Origin of the sequence: Streptomyces sp. NPDC087300 (assembly GCF_044744425.1) — a bacterium.
Classification (GTDB): Bacteria; Actinomycetota; Actinomycetes; order Streptomycetales; family Streptomycetaceae; genus Streptomyces.
In genome coordinates this window covers 33,249-52,574 of record NZ_JBIUYI010000011.1, presented here as the reverse complement: position 1 = coordinate 52,574, position 19,326 = coordinate 33,249, and the positions used below count along the sequence as shown (strand labels likewise).

Genomic DNA, 19,326 nt, shown 5'->3' with positions numbered 1-19,326 from the left:
GCGGCGCATTCCCCCAAGGCGGGCGGTCGCGGAATCACCGGCAGGTGGTCCCGCGGCCGCCCGTTCTAGCGTGCCGTGCCCGTCCAGGTGACCGGCAGCTCGTGTACGCCGTAGATGTTCATGTCCGTCCTGAGGCGCACCTCCTCGGCGGGGACGGCGAGCTGGAGGGTCGGGAAGCGGCGCAGCAGGGCGTCGAGACCGGCCCGCATCTCGATGCGGGCCAACTGCTGGCCCAGGCACTGGTGGATGCCGTGACCGAAGCCCGTGTGGCCGCGGGCCCCGCGGTGGATGTCCAGCACGTCGGGGTGCTCGAAGCGCTCCGGGTCGTGGTTGGCGGCGAGCAGCGAGACGACGACCGTCGAGCCCTCGGGGATGGTCTCGCCGCAGAGCTCGATGTCCTCCGTGGCGTAGCGGTAGAAGATGTCGGCGACGGACAGATAGCGCATGAGTTCCTCGACCGCGCCGGGCATCAGCTCGGGCGCCGCGCGCAGTTCCGCCAGCTGGCCGGGGTTCTCCAGCAGCGCGAACGTACCGAGCGACAGCATGTTCGCCGTGGTCTCGTGGCCCGCGAGCAGCAGCAGGAAGGCGATGCCCGTCAGCTCCTCGATGGTGAGGTCCTCGTGGCGGGCCAGGTCGGACAGGATGTCCTCGCCGGGCTCCGCGCGCTTGGCGGTGACGAGCCCGGCCAGGTACGAGGTCATCGCGCCGTACGCGCCCATCTTCTCGTCGAGCGTCACGTCCTTCTCCATGAACTTGGCGGAGTTGACCTGGAACGTCGCCCGGTCCGCGTACGGCACGCCGAGCAGTTCGCAGATGACCAGCGACGGCACCGGCAGCGCGAACTCCTTGACCAGGTCGACCGGCGGGGCGAGCCGCGCGAGCTCGTCCAGCTGCCGTTCGGTGATCTCGACGATGCGCTCTTCGAGCTGCTTCATGCGCTTCACGGTGAAAGCACCCGTGAGCTTGCGCCGCAGCCGGGTGTGGTCCGGCGGGTCCATGGCGATGAACAGGCCCGGGATCTGCGGGGAGGGCTCGGTCGGCGCGGGCATGCCCGTCATCTCGTACGGCACGTGGATGACGCCGAGGTCGGGCCGGGAGCTGAACCGCGTGTCGGCCAGAAGCCTGCGGACCGCCTCGTAGCCGCTGACGAACCAGCCCTCGTGGCCGTCGGGGAAGAGCACGGGGCTGACCGGGCGGGTCTCGCGCAGGCGGGTGATGCCGGTGGGCGGCGCGAAGGGACCCGCGTCCCGGTCCACGGGGAGGCCGTTCGGGGTGGCGGGCGGGTGCTGGCTCATCTCAAGTCCTTCGGATGCGGGCGGCTGTCGCGGTCGGTGCGCCCACCTTGGCCCCGGGCGCGGACATACCGCTGACACGGCGCTGACACGGCCGCTCCGCCGCCGGCCGCGACCGTTCATGAACGCCGCATGGCAGTCCCGTTGCACGGCCCCGTGATCCCTTGAGCCCGCCCGCTGGCCCCGGTTACGTTCGAGGAGCCAGGTCAGCGAGCCACGCTGAGGCGACTTGGCCGTGTGCCCGAGTGGTTCAGGGACTGGACTGCAAATCCAGTTACGCGGGTTCGATTCCCGCCACGGCCTCCGGCGAGCGAACAGAGGGTGCCCCCGCATCGGGGACACCCTCTGTTCGTCGTGTCAACTTCTGTGTACGACTGGTCCGTTGCCCTGATCCGCACGCCTCATCGGCGCCACAATGGCACCGGGGACGCGTGCGGGCCACGGGCGAGAGGTTCCGGGTGGAGGTTGGCGACTACATCACGACGGCGATCGCCGTCGGCGCCCTGGCCATCACCTGGTGGCAGGCCCGGACGGCCCAGCGGGCAACCGACGCCCAACTCCGTGCGCAGCGCGAACAGCGGGACCAGGAGAAGGCGGACCGGGACAGGACGGACTGCCCGCAGTTCATCGTGCAGGAGACCGATGTACGCGGGGGCGAGGGCGACGTCCTCGAAGTGATCGCCGTCATCAAGCAGACCGCGGGCTCGGACCTGGACGAGGCCAGGGTCACCGTGCATCTGAACGAGAAGCCGGCCCATGTCATCGGCGGCGCCGACGACGGCACCCTGCTCTGGCTGCACACGGGCACCAACGCCCTGCGCCATCTGAAGCTCTTCGCCCCGGACGGGCCCGGCCGGCACCTGGAGATCCGCGTCGACCTCGTGTGCCGCGAGAGGGGTGGCGGGCGCTCGTGGACGTGCCGGGTGTTCGGCTATCCGCAGGCCGAGTGGGAACGGATCCTGGGAAGCGTGGCAGCACCGGAGGCGCCACCCGCGCCGCCGTCCTCGCCGGCCGCCGGCGGTGCGGGCGGGGTGGGGCGTGCGGGTGGGGTGGGGTCTACGGATGGCGCGGGGGGTGTGGGTGACGCGGGCGGCGCGGGTGACTCGGGTGACCGGGGCGGGTACGCCGGGGTGCTGGAGGGGCCTGGGGACGTCAGGGCCCTCACGGATGATGGGGATGACGCGGACGGGTTGAACGGCGCGGGCGACGCCGACGGGCTGAACGGCGCGGGCGGCGCGGACCTCCCTGGCCCCCCAGACGCCGCGCACACCGCGATCCCCACGCACACCCCCCGCACCTCCACAACCTCCGACACCAACCGCCTCCCCGGCCCCACCCGTCGCCCGGAGTCCCTGAGCATGGCGCACTGGCAGCCGCCTCCGCCCCACTCGTCCGCCGTACCCCGCTCGCCCGCCGTAGCCCACTGGCCGCCGTACCCCGAGACCGTGTACCCGACCCTGGTCCACCCCGAGGACGTCGGCCTGCTGGCCGTGACCCCGGTGGCGGTCCCGAGCTACGAGGACTACGAGGTCGACACGGGCGGCGCGGACGACGCCGACGGCGGCGACGTGATCTGGTAGCGCCCGGCCGACCCCAACACAGCCTTCCAGGAACGGACTTCCCGTTCGATTCCTGTAACAGCCCTCTGATCATGACCCATTGCACCGCCATACTCCCGAAGCAGGACTCCCGTCACAGGAGTTCACAGGTTTCACACGGTTCCATGCCGTTGCACACGGCTTCAGGGAGGAAACTTGCGCGACCACGTGAAGAGAGCATGCGCGGCGACCGTCGCCACGGCCGCCGCCATGGCGCTCACGGCGGGCATGACAGGTCCCGCGTCGGCCCAGCGGAACGGGCCCTTACGGCCCGGCGACACGGGTGCACGGGCGACCGGCACCGCACAGGATCACCACCGCATCACCCTCATCACCGGCGACCGCGTCACCGTCGACGCGGAGGGGCGCGTCATCGGGTTCGCCCCGGCGAAGGGCCGCGAGCACATACCCGTCCGTACGCACCGCTCGCCGAACGGCCACACCCTCGTACTCCCCGCGGACGCCCAGCGCCTGATGGCCGACGGCCGGATCGACCAACGCCTGTTCGATGTCACGGAGTTGAACAAGAAGCGCAACCGCGCGGCCCAGGCCAAGGGCCTCAAGGTGATCGTCGGCTACCGGGGTGACGCCCAGGGCGCCGCGAAGGCCGGCGTCCGGGACGCCGGTGACACCACGCTCCGCCGGTCCCTGAAGTCGCTGAACGCCGACGCCCTCACCACCCCCGAGCGGGACGCGGGCGACCTGTGGAAGGCCCTCACCGGCGCGCGGAGCGGGGCCCGCACCACCGCGTCCGGCATCGCGCACGTGTGGCTCGACGGCATCCGCAAGGCGACCCTCGACAAGAGCGTCAAGCAGATCGGCGCCGACAAGGCGTGGGACGCGGGCTACGACGGCAAGGGCGTCAAGGTCGCCGTCCTGGACACCGGCGTGGACGCCACGCACCCCGACCTCAAGGACCAGGTCGCCGCCGAGAAGAACTTCACCGGCTCCGCGGACGCCAAGGACCACTACGGCCACGGCACCCACGTCGCCTCCACCGTGGCGGGCACCGGCGCCAAGTCGGGCGGCACGTTCAAGGGCGTCGCCCCGGGGGCAAAGCTGATCAGCGGCAAGGTCCTCAGCGACGACGGATTCGGCGACGACTCCGGCATCATCGCGGGCATGGAGTGGGCGTCCGCCGAGAAGGCCGACGTCGTCAACCTCAGCCTGGGCGGCGGCGACACCCCCGGTGTCGACCCGCTGGAAGCGACGGTCAACAAGCTCTCCGCGGACCAGGGCATCCTCTTCGCCATCTCGGCGGGCAACGAGGGAACGCCCGGCTCGGTCGGCTCCCCCGGCAGCGCCGACGCCGCGCTCACCGTCGGCGCGGTCGACGGCGACGACGAGCTGGCGGACTTCTCCAGCCAGGGCCCCCGCGTCGGCGACGGCGCCATCAAGCCCGACGTGACCGCACCCGGCGTGGACATCACGGCAGCGGCCGCCCCCGGTTCCGTCATCGAGAAGCAGGTCGGCCAGAACCCCGAGGGCTATCTGACGATCTCCGGCACCTCCATGGCAGCGCCGCACGTCGCGGGCGCCGCCGCGCTGCTCAAGCAGCAGCACCCGGACTGGAAGTACGCCGAGCTCAAGGGCGCCCTGACCGGCTCCACCAAGGGCGGCACGTACACGCCGTTCCAGCAGGGTTCGGGCCGCGTCGCCGTCGACAGGGCCATCGGGCAGACGGTGATCGCCGACCCCGTGTCCGTCAGCTTCGGTACGCAGCAGTGGCCGCACACCGACGACAGGCCGGTCACCAAGAAGGTCACCTACCGCAACCTCGGCAAGGACGACGTCACCCTCGACCTCATCCTCCAGGCCACCGGACCGGGAGGCGACCCGGCCCCCGCCGGGTTCTTCACCCTCGGCGCGGACAAGGTCACCGTCCCCGCGGGCGGCACCGCGTCCGTCGACCTGACCGCCGACTCCAAGCTGGGCGCGGGGCTCGACGGCGCCTACTCCGCGTACGTCGTGGCGAGCGGCGGCGGCCAGTCCGTCCGCACGGCGGCCGCGATCGACAACGAGGTCGAGCGGTACGACGTGACGCTGAAGTTCGTCGGCCGCGACGGGCATCCCACGCCGAACCACCAGAGCTCGTTCTCGGCCATCACCGGGGCCGACAAGGGCCTCAACCTCTTCCCGAACGACCCGTCGGGGACCGACACCTTCCGGGTGGCCAAGGGCAGTTACCTGCTCGACTCGGCGATCTACGTCGACCCCGAGGACGGCGACAAGGGCGTCGACTGGCTCGCGGGACCGAAGCTGTCCGTCGACAAGGACATGACCATCACCGTCGACGCCCGCACGACGAAGCCCGTCGACATCACGGGCCCCGACCCGGCCGCCGACCTGGCGTTCATGGACGGCCGCTACTCCTACCAGGGGTACGAGCTCGGCGCCCTCAACGTCACCTCCTTCCAGAGCATGCGCACCGCCCACCTCGGCCCCGAGGTGCCGACGGGCCTCGGCCAGCAGTGGCTCGGCACGTGGCGCAAGGGCGCGGACACGCGGTACGACATGCTCGTCGGCGGCGCCGTCAAGAAGCTCGCGACGGGCTACGAACGGCACCTGAAGCGAGCCGACTTCGCCACGCTGAAGGTCGGCATGGGCGCCTCCTCACCGGGCCGCACCGGCGCCCTGTCCGTCGCCGGATACCTGCCGCTGGCGGGCGGCATCTCGCCGGTCTTCCCTGGGCAGGAGCTGCCGCGCACCCAGACGGTGTACGTCTCCGCGCTCGACGGCACGCGGTGGGGCATCGACTTCGACCAGTACGGCGACAAGAACGCGGAGGGCGAACCCGCCTGGGACGGCGCCTACCGGATGCCCCCGGAGACCTTCACGGCGGGCCGCACGTACGCGAAGTCCTTCAACACCGGCGTCTTCGGCCCCGCACTCGACGTCCCCGGCGCGGGCATCTCCCGCGAGGGCGACAAGCTCGGCGGCAGCCTGCCCGTCGTCGCCGACGGCGCGGGGCACGCGGGCTGGACCACGTACGCGTCGGCGAAGTCGACCCTGTACCGGAACGGCACGAAGATCGCCGAGAACGGTGACCCGCTGACCGGCGCGGAGACGTTCACGGTCCCGGCGGAGGACGCCGAGTACAGGCTGACGACCTCGGTGCGGCGCGACCCGAAGATCGCCTCGGTCTCGTCCCGCACCGACGCGAGCTGGACGTTCCGCTCCAAGAGCGTGACCGCTCGGACCCAGCTCCCGGCGTCCACCGTCCGGTTCGCCCCCGCTCTCGACCTGAAGAGCCGGGCCCCGGCAGGCGCGACCCAGTCCGTCCCGGTCCAGCTCCACGGCTCGGCGGCGGGCCCCGGCAACCTCAAGTCCCTTTCGGTGTACGTGTCGTACGACGCGGGGCGGACCTGGCAGAAGACGCCGGTCCGGGCCGGGAAGATCTCCGTGCGGAACCCGGCGAAGGATGCGGGCATCTCCTTCCGCGCGAACATCACGGACAAGGGCGGCAACAAGTCGACCCTGTCGGTCATCGACGCGTACGTCGGCAAGTAGCGCCGGAGGCGGTCGACATGAGCGCGGCCCGCCGGAACCTCGCGGTTCCGGCGGGCCGTGGCCGTTCTCTGAGGCTGGTCCGACATCCGCGGACGGCTGTGGCTGGTCGCGCGGTTCCCCGCGCCCCTTACCCCACCCGCGCCTCGTCGAGTCGCGCCAGGATCTCGTCCACCGTCTGGCCGACCGTCAACTCCGAGCTGTCCAGCCAGAGTCCGAGCTTCGGGGTGGTCTCGCGCAGGCCCGTGTCCAGGTCCTCGACGGTCCACGCGCCGTAGCCCGTCTTGCCGCGTCCCGCCTCGCGGGCGGCGACCGCTTCGGGGCGCGGGGCCAGCACGACGACGTAGGCGGGGCGGGTCCTGATCAGCTCGACGTACGCCTTCAGGGGCGGGCCCAGGATGACGTCCTGGACGACCGCGGTGAACCCCGCGGCGGCGTACGCGTCGGCCGTCGAAGTGGAAAGCCGGTAGCGCAACAGGAGTTGGGCCTCCGCCTCACCCCCGGCATCGGGCTCGTACTCGACGCCACCGGAGACGATCATCCGCCGGTAGACGTCCCCGCGCACGTGCACGGCCTTGTCCAGCCGCTCGGCGAGGGCCTGCGCCACGGTGGACTTGCCGGACGCCATGATGCCGGTGATGACGATGACGCCGCGCGGCCCGTCCGTCACACCTGCCACTCGCTCGCTCTCCATGTCACAAGACTCTCAGGAGAGCCAGCCCTCCGGCCACCGAGAATATGGCCCCGCCGACGCGCACGGTCGTCACGCTCTTCGGCCACATCCGCTGCTGGTAGGACATCATCTGAAACCAGTCGGCCGCACGGAACACGTTGGTGGCGAGGACCGTGCCGCGCACGAAGGTGAAAAGCCCCCAGCCCGTCACGCCGACCGCCCGCGCTACGCCGAGGGGGCGGCCACCGCCGCCTGCGGGCGGATCGGCAGGCGGTTGACCGGGCGGCCCGTCGCCGCGCGGACCGCCGAGGCGATGGCCGCCGGGGACGTCACGACCGGCACCGCGCTCGCCGCCTTCGCGCCGAACGGGGCCACGACGTCCCGCTCCTCGACCAGCTTCACGATGCGGATGTCGGGGGTGTCCAGGGCAGTCGGCAGCGCGTAGCCGGTCAGGTCGGGGTGGCGGACGATGCCGCGCGGGGTGCGCAGGTTCTCCGTGAGCGCCGCGCCCACGCCCTGCGTGACGCCCGCCTCGATGCGGACCTTCAGCTGGGCGGGGTTGAGGATGCGGCCCACGTCCTGGGCGACGGCCAGTTCGACGACCCGGACCGAGCCGATCTCGATGTCCACGTCGACCACCGCGCGGATCGCGCAGAACGCCATGCCCACGAAGGCGTCGCCCTGCCCGGCCTCGTCGAGCGGCTCGGTCGGATGCGGACGGCACTGCGCCGTGGCCCACAGCTCCTTGCCGTCCATGGCCTCGGTGACGGTCGTGGAGAGCACCCCGTCGTACGAGGTGATCTTGCCGTCGGTGATCTGGAGCAGCTCGGTGGACATGCCGAACTTGTGGGCCAGCGGCTGCAACAGCTGTGTGCGGACCATCTTCGCCGCGCGCTCCACCGCACCGCCGGACACCCACGTGTGGCGGCCCCGGCAGCTCGGCCCGGCGGGCGGCTGGTCGGTGTCGACGGGAGCCACCCGTACGTCGTCGATGCCGAGCGTCTCCTGGACGATCTGGCGGGCCAGCGTGGTGAAGCCCTGGCCGGTCTCGACGGCCGCGCAGATGACCGTGGCCGCGCCGTCGTGGACCTTCACGGTGGCCGTGGAGACCTCGTCCGCGCCCTCGGCGCCCAGGAGCTGGACCATGCCGAGGCCGTAGCCGACGCCGCGCCGCACGGCGGCGGGCTCGCCCGCGCCCTCGGGTCCGCCGGGCAGCAGCCACTCGTCCTCGGGGGTGTCCTTGGGCAGCTCGGGCAGCGGGAAGTCCCGTACGGCGGCGAGGAGTTCGGCCACCGGCGCGGGACAGGTCACCGTCTGCCCGGTGGGCAGGATGTCGCCGGTCGCCATGACGTTGCGCATCCGCAGCTCGGCCGGGTCGACGCCCAGCTTCTTGGCGATCTTGTCCATCTGGGCCTCGTACGCCGCGCACACCTGCATGGCGCCCTCGCCCCGGACGTGGCCCGAGGGCGGGTTGTTCGTGCGGACGGCCCAGCCCTCGATGAACGCGTTCGGTACGACGTAGGGGCCGCAGGCGAAGGAGACCGCGGCGGCCAGCGCCTCCGATGACGTGTCCGCGTACGCGCCCGCGTCGAGCAGGATCTGCGCCTCGACCTTGACCAGCCTGCCCTCGGCGTCCGCGTGGTGACGGTAGCGGAGCAGCGTGGGGTGCCGGTGGGCGTGCCCGAGGAAGGACTCCTCGCGGGTCGCGGTGAGCTTGACGGGGCATCCGGTCCGCAACGCGAGGAGCCCGAGCGGGAGTTGGAAGCCCGCGTCCTCGCGATCGGCGGTCGCGCCCGGCACCCCGGTGACGACGATCTTCACCTGGTCGGGGGCGAGGCCGAAGCAGGCGGCGGCCCTGTCCCGGTCGGCGTGCGGATCGGTGGAGGCCAGATACAGCTCCACTCCCCCGTCCGGACGCGGCACCGCGAGCCCGGCCTCCGCGCCGATGGGCGCGGGGTCCTGGCGGCCGATGCGGTAGAGGCCCTCGACGACGAGCTCGCCCGCCGCCTCCGGGTCGCCGTGCCGCAGCGGGATGTGCCGGATCAAGTTGCCGTCGGGGTGCAGCGGTTCGGCCTCGAAGGCCTTCTCCGGGTCGGTGACCGGTTCGAGCACCTCGTACTCGACGATGATCGCGGCGGCCGCCATCCGCGCCGTGTCCGGGTGGTCGGCGGCGACCGCGGCGATGGGCTCGCCGTGGTGGCGTACGACATCGGCGGCGAAGACCGGACGGTCCGCGGTCCTGCGCCCGTGCAGCGCGTCCCCCGGCACGTCCTCGTGCGTGACGACGGCGTGCACGCCGGGCATCTCGCACGCGTGCGTCGTGTCGACGGAGACGATGCGGGCGTGCGCGTGCGGCGAGCGCAGCACGGCGGCCCACAGCAGGCCCTCCGCCCACAGGTCGGCGGCGTACGGGAAGGTGCCCTCGGTCTTGGCGCGGCACTGCGCCGACGGCAGCGAGGAACCGATGCCGTGCGGCGGCTGCCCGGACTCCCGCGGTCCGGCGGAGCTGGTCGCGGTGGCGGCTTCGTTGCTCACGCCTGGCCTCCGTCCCGGCCGTACGGCCCCTGGGGTCGTTCGGGATCCTCGTGGGCCGGCTCGTACGCCGACTCGTGCGCCGCCTGGTGGACGCCGCCCGCGCCGGGGCCCGCCTGGTGCGGGATGCGGGCCTCCTCGCCCTGCTCGTCCGCGGCGTCCGCGGCCGCCGACGCCGCGCGCTCGGCCACCACCTCGTGGACGGCGTCGAGCACGCCCCGGTAGCCGGAGCAGCGGCAGAGGTTGCCGCACAGCGCGCGGCGGGTCTCCAGGTCGCTGGGGGCGGGGTTGCCCTCCAGGAGGTCGTGCAGGGTCATGGCCATGCCGGGTACGCAGAAGCCGCACTGGACCGCGCCGCACGCGCCGAGAGCGCGCTGCACGTCGGAGGGCTGGCCGTCCACGGCGAGGCCCTCGACGGTGCGGACCTCGCTGCTCGCGGCGGTCGCCGCGGGCACCAGGCAGGAGGCGACGAGCCGGCCGTCCACCTGGACGTTGCAGGCCCCGCACTCGCCCTGCGAGCAGCCGTCCTTGGCCCCGGCGAGACCGAGCCGCTCACGCAGCACGTAGAGCAGCGACTCGCCGATCCAGGCGTCGGTGACGGGCCGGTCGGCGCCGTTCACCCGCAGGACGTACGAGACGAGGGGGTGGTCGTCGTGGAGGGGGGCGGAGACGACGGCCGGTGCGTCGGGTTCGGCCTCGGCGGGCTCCTCGGCGCCGGGCTCCGCGTCCGCGTCGGCCTCGGGGGCCACGGTCACGTCGTCGGCGACGGGCGCGGGCTCCGGGGCGGTGAACTCGCCGTGCGCGTCGGGCTGTTCGAGGACGGGCTCGGCGGGGGCGTCGGCTTCGGGCTCGCCCGGGTCGGCGGGGTCGGTGAACGCGGCGGGGTCGGCGAACTCGGCGGGTTCGGCGAACTCGGCCGGTTCGACGGCCGCGACGGCCTCGGTGGCCTCAGCGGTTTCGGTGACCTCAGGGGTCTCGGGGACCTCAGCGACCTCGACGGCCTCCGGAGCGTGCGTGGCCTCGGCCGCCACCGGGGCCTCAGGAGCACCAAGGGCCTCAGGAGTACCAGGAGCGTCCGGCGCCTCCAGGGCCTCGTGCGCCTCGTGGGCCTCGTGCGCCTCCCCGGCCGCCGGATTCTCCGCGGCCGCACGCTCGGCGGCGCTCGGGATCCGCACCGCCCGCAGCAGCGTCGTCTGCTCGAACTGGTTCTCCGGCTCGGGGGCGTGGCCCTCCGGAGCGTGGTGTTCCGGGACGTGATGCTCCGGAGCGTGGTGTTCCGGAGCCGCGTAATCCGGCACGTGGCGCTCAGGAACGTGGTGCTCAGGAACGTGCCGCTCCGGCGCGTGGCTCTCCGGGGGCGCGGTCGCGGCCTCCGGCTCCAGGACGGACGCCTCCTGGGCCTGCGCGCCCCACGGCGCACCGGCCCCCGCCCCCGTCGCCCACGGCGCGGGCGCGCCGCCGGGCAGGGTCGCGGGCGGCGTGCCGCCCCACGTGGCGAGCGAGGACGTCGTGAACTCGCCCGACTCGTCCGGAAGATCACCGTCGGCGACGGGGATCGACCACTGGCCGGTGACGTCGGACGCGGCCGCGTGCGGCTGCTCGTACCCGTGCGCGTGCTCGTGCCCGCCCCCGTGCGCGTAGCCCCGCTCCGCGGCGTCGGCCTCGGGGAAGCTCCACTGACCGGTCGCCCGGGGGTCGTACGCCTGGTCCTGACTCTGGCCGTGGCCCTGACCCTGCTCCGGCTGGCGCACCTGCGGCCGCGCCGTGCCCGCCTCGGGCCAGCGCACCGCCTGGCCGCCGCCCTGCGCTCCGGTGATCTCGGGCGGCATGACCCAGGTGCCGGTGGCCGCCGGGTCGGTGGCGTCGGCGGTGGTCGGGGTGACCGTTATCTGCGGCGGCACGTAGCCGTGCCCGGGAGCGGCGAGCGGGACGTCCAGCATGCCCTCGGGGAGCTGCACGAACGCCGTCGCGTCCGAGTCGTACTCGCCCTGCGGGTGCGGCTGCCAGCCGCCGCCGTTGTGGGTGTTCTGGTCGTCGCTCACGACAGCGCCCTCCCCAGTGCTCGTCGGGCCAGTGCGGCGACGGTGCGCCGCAGGTGCAGTACGGCGGGCGGCAGCGGCTGTTCGGTGCCGTCGGCCGCCGGGGGCTGTTCGGGGATGCACGCGGCCGCGACGTACTCGCCGAAGGCGGTCACCGCTTCCGGCACCAGGCTGCCGCGCTCGCCGTCCCAGTCGATCAGCGAGGCGACCCACTGCTCGGCCTCCAGGGGGCGCAGTGGCATCGGGGCTATGGCGCCCACCGCACAGCGCACGCCCCGGCGCGCGGGATCGAGGACCAGCGCGACGGATGCGGTGGCCCGCCCGGGGCCGGTGCGTCCCGTCGCCTTGAGGAAGACCTGGGGGGCGTGCAGGAGCGGCACGCGGACGAAGCCGATGAGCTCGCCGGGGCGGAGCATCTCCATGCCCGCGAGCAGATGGGAGACGGGGATCTCACGGCGGACGCCGCCGGGTCCCGCGATGATCAGGACGGCTTCGAGGGCGGCGAGCACGGGCAGGGTGTCGCCGGTCGGCGCGGCCGATGCGATGTTCCCGCCGAGGGTGCCCGCGTTGCGGATCTGCGGCGGTCCCGCGGCACGCGCGGCGGCGGCCAGCGCGGGGATCAGCGCGGCGAAGTCGGGGCGGCCCATGCGGGCGTGGGTGAGACCGGCACCGAGCAGCGCGTGACCGTCCTGGTACTGCCAGCCGCGGATCTCGCTGATGCGGCCGAGGCCCACCAGGGCGGCGGGCCGCAGCTGTCCCGAGTTGACCGAGGCCATCAGGTCCGTGCCGCCGGCGACGGGCACGGCGGCGGGCATGGCGGCGAGTGCCGCCACTGCCTCGTCGAGCGTGGCGGGCAGCTTCACCGACTGCGGTGCCTGTGCCGCCCGCGGTGCGTGCGTGGTCAAAACCGGCTGCCCCTTCCCGATGCCCGGCCGCGTACTTCACGTACTCGCCGTTCGCGGTGTTCGCTACGTTTCCGACGTCACACCGTTACGCCTGTTCCGCCGTACGGTACGTGCTCACAACCCGGACGTGGCAACTCTGGCACATCTTCCCCGGGCCCCGGCGCGGGGGTCCGCTAGGAGGCATTCGTCCGGGGACCAGGGGGATGTACTGGTTTCGCATGCCCTCACCGGTCGGTGCGAATTGCCCCTGTCCGGTGACTCCTGGGCGGCTTCTTCCGGCCGCCGCTCCCCGCGGTCCGCACCGATGGCGCGGACCGCGGGGAGCACCCGCCCGTAAGGGGCCTCACACGTTCGGGGGCGCCCCCTCGATCGGGCGGCCGAGCACGCCGGGGCGCTGGTGGCGCGGCAACGGGCCGCCCGGCGGGCGGTAGTCGACGCCGAGGGCGTCAAGTCGGCCGTAGTGCGCGGTCATTCGGCGCTCGAAGTCGGCGAAGTCACGCTCGGCGGAGGCCGGAAGGTCACGCCAGGCCACCTCGGCGAAGGCGGCGAGGCGCGGGAAGACCTGGTAGTCCACGCGCTGCTGGTTCTCCGTCACCTCGGTCCAGACGTTGGCCTGGGTGCCGAGCACGTGCGCGGCCTCCTCCTCGGTCAGTTCCGCGGGGACGGGTTCGAAGCGGTAGACGTCCTCCAGGGTGCGGACGAACGCGATGGGCATCGGCTCGTCGGGGCCGCCGTCCTCCCGGAAGTTCAAGTACACCTGCTGCTCGGGGCACATGACGACGTCGTGGCCTGATCTGGCCGCGTCGATGCCGCCCCGGTAGCCGCGCCAGGACGAGACGGTGGCGCCCTCGGCGAGGCCGCCCTCCAGGATTTCGTCCCAGCCGATCAGCCGCCGCCCGCGCGCGGTCAGCCACCGGTCGAAGTGCCGGATGAACCAGCTCTGCAACTCGTCCTCGTCGGCGAGCCCCAGCTCCTTGATGCGGGCCTGGGCGGCGGGCGACGCCTTCCACTGGTCCTTGGGGCACTCGTCGCCGCCGACGTGCACGAAAGTGGAGGGGAAGAGGTCGAGGATCTCCTCGAAGACCCCTTCGTAGAAACGGAGTACCTCCTCGGTGGGCGCGAGGACGTTGGGGCTGACCCCCCAGGAGTCCCAGACCTGCATGGCCTCGGTGTCCACGACGTCGCTGTTGCCGAGGTAGGGGTAGGCGGTGATGGCGGCCTGCGAGTGGCCCGGGATGTCGACCTCGGGGACGACGGTGATGTGCAGGGAGTCCGCGTACGCGACGATCTCGCGGATGTCGTCCTGCGTGTAGTAACCGCCGTGCGGGTGCTCAAGCCAGAGCGGCGACGCGCGGTGGCCCCACTTGGTGCGCGAGCGCCACGAGCCGACCTCGGTCAGCCTGGGGTGGCGCTTGATCTCCACCCGCCAGCCCTGGTCGTCGGTGATGTGGAAGTGGAAGACGTTGAGCTTGTGCGCGGCGAGCAGGTCGAGGTAGCGCAGCACCCCGTCCTTCGGCATGAAGTGCCGTGACACGTCGAGCATCATGCCGCGCCAGCCGAAGCGGGGAGCGTCCTCGACGACGCCCGCCGGTACGGAGTGCGTCGCGCCGGGCCGCAGCGCCGCGCGCCGGAAGGCGTCCGCGCCGAGCAGTTGACGCAGGGTCTGGGCGCCCCAGAAGACGCCCGCGCCCGCGCCGCCCGCGATCTCGACGCGGTCCTCGCCGATGGTGAGCCGGTACGCCTCGGGCTCCAACGAGCCGTCGACGCGCAGGGAGACGGAGCCGGCCGCGCCCTCGTCCGCGGGGCGCAGCGGCAGGCCGAGCGAGCCGCCGAGCGTGGCACGCAGCCAGCGTTCGGTGGACTCGGTGCCCGGACCGGCGGCGAGGGTGGTGGCGGAGTCGATGACGAAGGAGGAGCCCTGAGTGGCCTCGGCGCGTGCGGGCGCCGGGATGAGTTGCTCGAAGGTCATGAAGCCAGAGGCTGCCATGCGATTGCGCAACGCAAAAGGGGCGTTGCGGCACGCGCAACGCCCCTCGGGCGAAGGGGTCTCACCAGGGACGAAAAGGGACTACTTCTTGCCGCCCTTGCCGTCCTTGCCACCCTTGTCCTTGTCGCCGCCGGCGCCCATGGACTCGTAGATCTCCTTGCACATGGGGCAGACGGGGTACTTCTTCGGGTCGCGGCCGGGGACCCACACCTTGCCGCAGAGCGCGACGACGGGCGTGCCGTCCAGCGCACTCGCCATGATCTTGTCCTTCTGGACGTAGTGCGCATAGCGCTCGTGGTCGCCGTCACCGTGCGACACCTGTGGCGTCGGCTCTACGAGGGTCCCCGTACCTGCCCCGCGCTCGGGCTCGGGCTCAAGAGTGCTCATAAGGGCCAAGGGTACTCACGCCCGGCGCGTCCCGGCAGCGGCTGTCCCGCGGAGTTCACCGGGCCCCTTCCGGCGGGTCCTGGTCGTCACCAGATGCAGGACGAGCCCGGCCGCCGCGACCACGGCCGCCGCCCACGGCAGATCGCGCGGCGCGAGCCCGCCCGCGAGGGCGAGCCCCGCGAGCGCGGAGCCGACCGCGCTGCCGAGGTAGAGGGCGGAGTTGTTGAGCGCGAGCGCCACGGTGCCGCGCTCGGCCCGCAGGGCCAGGAGCCGGTGCTGCTGCGGGACCTGGAAGGCCCAGCCCGCCGCGCCCCAGACGACGAGCGCGGGGAAGGCGGCGGCACCGAGCAGCGGCAGGGCGCCGATCGAGACGGCCAGGGTCGCGACGATCCCCGTCACCAGGGCGACCACCCGGCCCGTGCGGTCCACCAGGGGCCCGGCGAGCACGCTGCCGAGCACCCCGCCGATCCCCCACGCCCACAGGTACGGCGCCACCGCGCTCTCGCCGACGCCGCCCGACGATTCGAGCACCGGTGCGAGGTAGGTGTAGAGGCCGAGGCTGGCCACGGCGCCCAGGAAGGAGACGCTCACGACGGGCAGCACCGTGCGGTCCGCGAGCGCGCCGAGCCGCGCCCGCACCGGCACGGAGGGTCCCGCGGGAACTTCCGGCAGCCCCACCGCGAGACCCACGAGGGCGACCGCGCCGAGGGCCGTCACCAGCCACATCGTGACCCGCCACGAGGTGTGGTCGGCGAGCACCACGCCCAGCGGAACACCGAGCACCGTGCCCGAACTCATGCCGCCCATCACCAGTGCGAGCGCCCGGCCGCGGCGCTCCTCGCCCGCCAGCGAGGCGGCGGCCGCCGTGGAGAGCGCCGAGTAGACGCCCGCGCCGACCCCGGCCACCGCGCGCGAGAGCAGCAGCACGGCGAGGCCGGGCGCGAGCGCCGTGAGCCCGTTGCCGAGCGTGAAGACGGCGAGGGCGGCGATGATCAGCACGCGCGGGCGTACGCCGGACAGGAGCCCGGCGACGAGCGGCGCGCTCACCGCGTACGCGAGGGTGAAGACGGTGACCATCTGCCCCGCCAGCGACACGGTCGTGTCCAGATCTCCCGCGACGACGGGCAGCAGGCCCGCCATCACATAGGCGTCGAGCCCCAATGTGAAGGCCCCCAACATCAACAGCCACACCTTGCGCACGCCGTTCAACTCCCTTGCTCGTGCCCGCAGCTTCCCCCGGTACGTCCACCGGCCGACCCGGACCGTAGGCAGCCTCCGGTTCCGTGGGGAAATGCCGACGAGGTGCATTTATGCTCGGGAGGCATGGATCACGTACGCCTGGTGGACCGCCCGCGCGCGGAGGCCGTCGAACTGCGGCACCTGCGCGGTTTCCTGGCCGTCGCCGACGAGTTGAGCTTCACGCACGCCGCCGACCGGCTCGGCGTGGGGCAGCCCGCGCTGACCCGTACCGTGCGCGCCCTGGAGGAGAGCATCGGGACGCGGCTGCTGGAACGCACCACCCGCCACGTCGAGCTCACCGAGGCCGGGCGCCGCCTGCGCGACGACCTGGCCCCGCTCCTGACCCGCGTCGACGCCGCCCTGCGCACCGCGGCGGGCGCCGAACCGCCGCTGCTCAGGCTCGGCTTCACCTCGGTCCTGCCCGAGGTGTGCGTGCCGCTCACCAACGCCTTCAAGGAGGCGACGGGCGCGGGCGTACGCCTGGTCAGGCGCGACGCCCCGCTCGCGGGCCTGGCATCGGGCGCCTGCGACGTGGCGGTCGTCCGCGGCGAGATCCCGGCGGACGGCGGGGTGCGCTCGCGCGTCCTGCTGCGCGAGCCCCGCACCGCGGTCGTCGCCCGCGGCGCCGCCGAGCTCGCGGGCCGCCGCGTGGTCGACTGGTCGGAGCTCGCCGAACTGCCTCTGGTCGTCAACACGGTGACCGGCACCACCCGCCCGGAGCTGTGGCCCGAGGGCCGCCGCCCCCGCATCGCCTGCACGGCCGACAACTTCGACGAATGGCTGGAGGCGGTCGCGGCGGGCCACGGCGTGGGCGTGGCGACCGAGCCGGTGGCCCGCAGGCACTCCCACCCGTCACTGCGCTACGTACGCCTGAAGAACGCCCCGCCGGTCACCGTCCACCTGGCGATCCCCGCGCGCGACGCCCATCCGCTGGCCGAGCGCTATCTGGCTCAGTTCAGCGACGGGTCGTCCGGGTAGGTCGCCACCATCGCGAGCTCGCTGCGCTGGCGCCGAAGGACCGCGCGCCACAGCTGCTCCGGGTCCGGCGAGGAGACGTCACCGGGCTCGGACTCGACCACGTACCAGGCGCCGTCGCCCAGCTCGTCCTCCAGCTGGCCGGGGCCCCAGCCCGAGTAGCCCGCGAAGATGCGCAGCGAGCCGAGGGCGGAGGCGAGCAGCTCGGGCGGGGTCTCCAGGTCCACCAGGCCGATCGCGCCGTGCACCCGGCGGAAGCCGATGGGCTCCCCCTTTGCCGCGCGCCGCCGGGACGCCGGGGACAGGCCCTCCTCGCCGGGGATCACCGCGACGCCGAGCGCCGAGTCGAGCGAGACGGGTCCGCCCTGGAAGACGACGCCGGGCGCACCGGCGAGCTCGCCCCAGCCCTCCAGGATGTCGGCGACGCCCACCGGCGTGGGCCGGTTCAGGACCACGCCGAGCGAGCCCTTCTCGTCGTGGTCGAGGAGCAGCACCACCGCGCGGTCGAAATTCGGGTCCGCCAGGGCGGGCGTGGCCACGAGCAGCCGCCCTGTGAGCGAGGACACCTCCGTCATGAACGACATGATCCCGCATCTTCGCCGTACGCGGGGAGGCAATGGCGGTACGTGAGCCAACGCAGTTCAGGGCGCATCAGCGCACCTGGAGCGCACATCGGAGGCGGTGACCCGGAGTGTCCGGTTCCGAACGGTTCGTGTTGTGGCGAACTCATGACGTGCTCCGCGCCCCCTCGGCCTTACAGAAGGGGGGTACGCGGCCATTACGCTTGCCCTTTGGTCCCCCCGTCCATTCAATCGGAACGCGAGATTCATGACCGTCACCGATGATGTCCTGCTTGTCCACGGCGGAACCCCGCTCGAGGGCGAGATCCGTGTCCGCGGCGCGAAGAACCTGGTGCCCAAGGCCATGGTCGCCGCGCTGCTCGGCAGCGCCCCGAGCCGGCTGCGCAACGTCCCCGACATCAGGGACGTCCGAGTCGTGCGCGGCCTGCTGCAGCTGCACGGCGTGACGGTCCGTCCGGGTGAGGAGCCCGGCGAGCTCATCCTGGACCCGTCGCACGTCGAGAGCGCGAACGTCGCCGACATCGACGCCCACGCCGGCTCCTCGCGCATCCCGATCCTGTTCTGCGGACCGCTCCTGCACCGCCTCGGGCACGCCTTCATCCCGGGCCTCGGCGGCTGCGACATCGGCGGCCGGCCCATCGACTTCCACTTCGAGGTGCTCCGCCAGTTCGGCGCGACCATCGAGAAGCGCGAGGGCGGCCAGTACCTGGAGGCCCCGCAGCGCCTGCGCGGCACCAAGATCAAGCTGCCGTACCCGTCCGTGGGCGCCACCGAGCAGGTCCTGCTCACCGCCGTGCTCGCCGAGGGTGTGACCGAGCTCTCGAACGCCGCGGTCGAGCCGGAGATCGAGGACCTGATCTGCGTCCTGCAGAAAATGGGCGCGATCATCGCCATGGACACCGACCGGACCATAAGGATCACCGGTGTCGACAGCCTGGGCGGCTACAACCACCACGCCCTCTCGGACCGCCTGGAGGCCGCCTCCTGGGCTTCCGCGGCCCTGGCGACCGAAGGCAACGTCTACGTCCGGGGCGCCCAGCAGCGCTCGATGATGACGTTCCTGAACACCTACCGGAAGGTGGGCGGTGCCTTCGAGATCGACGACGAGGGCATCCGCTTCTGGCACCCGGGCGGCTCGCTCAACGCGATCGCCCTGGAGACGGACGTGCACCCCGGCTTCCAGACCGACTGGCAGCAGCCGCTGGTCGTCGCCCTGACGCAGGCCGCGGGCCTCTCCATCGTCCACGAGACGGTCTACGAGTCCCGGCTCGGCTTCACCTCGGCGCTCAACCAGATGGGCGCGCACATCCAGCTCTACCGCGAGTGCCTGGGCGGCTCGGACTGCCGCTTCGGCCAGCGCAACTTCCTGCACTCGGCGGTCGTCAGCGGCCCCACCAAGCTGCAGGGCGCCGACCTGGTCATCCCCGACCTGCGCGGCGGCTTCTCGTACCTGATCGCGGCCCTCGCGGCGCAGGGCACGTCCCGCGTCCACGGCATCGACCTGATCAACCGCGGCTACGAGAACTTCATGGACAAGCTCCAGGAACTGGGCGCGAAGGTCGAGCTGCCTGGCAAGGCGGCGCTGTAGGTAAGCGAGCCCGGCCGGCGTTT

The 19,326-nt window shown here is 72.8% G+C and carries 14 protein-coding genes and 1 tRNA gene; 5 read left to right on the top strand and 10 right to left on the bottom strand.

The genetic code is table 11. The features are described 5' to 3' along the window. Positions 1-65: 65 nt before the first annotated feature. The gene (locus ACIO9J_RS36090) at positions 66-1,295 is read right to left on the bottom strand and encodes a cytochrome P450 (RefSeq protein WP_402008898.1); all 1,230 of its coding nucleotides are present in this window, start codon (positions 1,293-1,295) and stop codon (positions 66-68) included. A gap of 228 nt (positions 1,296-1,523) precedes the next feature. On the opposite strand from ACIO9J_RS36090, the gene ACIO9J_RS36085 reads away from it, so the two are divergent. The 3 genes from ACIO9J_RS36085 to ACIO9J_RS36075 all read left to right on the top strand — a co-directional run bounded on the left by ACIO9J_RS36085 (position 1,524) and on the right by ACIO9J_RS36075 (position 6,400). Next, positions 1,524-1,595 (top strand) — tRNA-Cys (locus tag ACIO9J_RS36085). A 155-nt stretch (positions 1,596-1,750) separates the two neighbouring features. After that, entirely contained in the window at positions 1,751-2,872 is a 1,122-nt protein-coding gene (locus tag ACIO9J_RS36080) for a hypothetical protein (RefSeq protein ID WP_402008895.1), read from the top strand. Between the two features lie 228 nt (positions 2,873-3,100). Next, positions 3,101-6,400 carry a S8 family peptidase gene (locus ACIO9J_RS36075; protein WP_402009367.1) on the top strand — a complete coding sequence of 1,100 codons (3,300 nt, stop codon included), beginning with the start codon at positions 3,101-3,103 and terminating at the stop codon, positions 6,398-6,400. A gap of 127 nt (positions 6,401-6,527) precedes the next feature. On the opposite strand, the gene ACIO9J_RS36070 is transcribed toward ACIO9J_RS36075, so the two are convergent. The 8 genes from ACIO9J_RS36070 to ACIO9J_RS36035 form a co-directional block, all read right to left on the bottom strand. Beyond that, positions 6,528-7,091, bottom strand: coding sequence for an AAA family ATPase (locus ACIO9J_RS36070; protein ID WP_402008892.1), 564 nt, complete (start codon positions 7,089-7,091; stop codon positions 6,528-6,530). A gap of 1 nt (position 7,092) precedes the next feature. After that, positions 7,093-7,281 (bottom strand): hypothetical protein, encoded by a 189-nt coding sequence (locus ACIO9J_RS36065; RefSeq protein ID WP_402008889.1) that lies wholly within the window; start codon positions 7,279-7,281, stop codon positions 7,093-7,095. Between the two features lie 14 nt (positions 7,282-7,295). Then, positions 7,296-9,605, bottom strand: coding sequence for a xanthine dehydrogenase family protein molybdopterin-binding subunit (locus ACIO9J_RS36060; protein WP_402008886.1), 2,310 nt, complete (start codon positions 9,603-9,605; stop codon positions 7,296-7,298). Beyond that, the gene (locus ACIO9J_RS36055; RefSeq protein ID WP_402008884.1) at positions 9,602-11,644 is read right to left on the bottom strand and encodes a 2Fe-2S iron-sulfur cluster-binding protein; all 2,043 of its coding nucleotides are present in this window, start codon (positions 11,642-11,644) and stop codon (positions 9,602-9,604) included. The genes ACIO9J_RS36060 and ACIO9J_RS36055 overlap by 4 nt, the downstream gene beginning before the upstream one ends. Continuing rightward, complete coding sequence (locus ACIO9J_RS36050) at positions 11,641-12,546, bottom strand: FAD binding domain-containing protein (RefSeq protein WP_402008881.1); 906 nt, start codon at positions 12,544-12,546, stop codon at positions 11,641-11,643. The genes ACIO9J_RS36055 and ACIO9J_RS36050 overlap by 4 nt, the downstream gene beginning before the upstream one ends. 343 nt (positions 12,547-12,889) lie before the next feature. Next, positions 12,890-14,515 (bottom strand): beta-N-acetylhexosaminidase, encoded by a 1,626-nt coding sequence (locus tag ACIO9J_RS36045; RefSeq protein ID WP_402008880.1) that lies wholly within the window; start codon positions 14,513-14,515, stop codon positions 12,890-12,892. Between the two features lie 99 nt (positions 14,516-14,614). Continuing rightward, entirely contained in the window at positions 14,615-14,920 is a 306-nt protein-coding gene (locus ACIO9J_RS36040) for a DUF3039 domain-containing protein (RefSeq protein ID WP_055550135.1), read from the bottom strand. A 15-nt stretch (positions 14,921-14,935) separates the two neighbouring features. Next, positions 14,936-16,120 (bottom strand): MFS transporter, encoded by a 1,185-nt coding sequence (locus ACIO9J_RS36035; protein WP_402008878.1) that lies wholly within the window; start codon positions 16,118-16,120, stop codon positions 14,936-14,938. Between the two features lie 123 nt (positions 16,121-16,243). On the opposite strand from ACIO9J_RS36035, the gene ACIO9J_RS36030 reads away from it, so the two are divergent. Beyond that, positions 16,244-17,137: a LysR family transcriptional regulator gene (locus ACIO9J_RS36030; protein ID WP_402008875.1), complete on the top strand. Its 894-nt coding sequence runs from the start codon at positions 16,244-16,246 to the stop codon at positions 17,135-17,137. Here ACIO9J_RS36030 and ACIO9J_RS36025 read toward each other — a convergent pair. Then, positions 17,110-17,709: a YqgE/AlgH family protein gene (locus ACIO9J_RS36025; RefSeq protein ID WP_402009365.1), complete on the bottom strand. Its 600-nt coding sequence runs from the start codon at positions 17,707-17,709 to the stop codon at positions 17,110-17,112. The genes ACIO9J_RS36030 and ACIO9J_RS36025 overlap by 28 nt on opposite strands. A gap of 253 nt (positions 17,710-17,962) precedes the next feature. Between ACIO9J_RS36025 and murA the strand changes: the two genes are divergently transcribed. Beyond that, positions 17,963-19,303 carry a UDP-N-acetylglucosamine 1-carboxyvinyltransferase gene (gene murA / locus ACIO9J_RS36020; protein ID WP_402008872.1) on the top strand — a complete coding sequence of 447 codons (1,341 nt, stop codon included), beginning with the start codon at positions 17,963-17,965 and terminating at the stop codon, positions 19,301-19,303. Positions 19,304-19,326: the final 23 nt, after the last annotated feature.

Bases quoted from the DNA above. Each gene is read 5' to 3' on its own strand.
- ACIO9J_RS36090 (WP_402008898.1), bottom strand. From the start codon at position 1,295: ATGAGCCAGCACCCGCCCGCCACCCCGAACGGCCTCCCCGTGGACCGG.
- ACIO9J_RS36075 (WP_402009367.1), top strand. From the start codon at position 3,101: ATGGCGCTCACGGCGGGCATGACAGGTCCCGCGTCGGCCCAGCGGAAC.
- ACIO9J_RS36070 (WP_402008892.1), bottom strand. From the start codon at position 7,091: ATGGAGAGCGAGCGAGTGGCAGGTGTGACGGACGGGCCGCGCGGCGTC.
- ACIO9J_RS36045 (WP_402008880.1), bottom strand. From the start codon at position 14,515: ATGACCTTCGAGCAACTCATCCCGGCGCCCGCACGCGCCGAGGCCACT.
- ACIO9J_RS36040 (WP_055550135.1), bottom strand. From the start codon at position 14,920: ATGAGCACTCTTGAGCCCGAGCCCGAGCGCGGGGCAGGTACGGGGACC.
- ACIO9J_RS36030 (WP_402008875.1), top strand. From the start codon at position 16,244: ATGGATCACGTACGCCTGGTGGACCGCCCGCGCGCGGAGGCCGTCGAA.
- ACIO9J_RS36025 (WP_402009365.1), bottom strand. From the start codon at position 17,709: ATGACGGAGGTGTCCTCGCTCACAGGGCGGCTGCTCGTGGCCACGCCC.
- murA (WP_402008872.1), top strand. From the start codon at position 17,963: ATGACCGTCACCGATGATGTCCTGCTTGTCCACGGCGGAACCCCGCTC.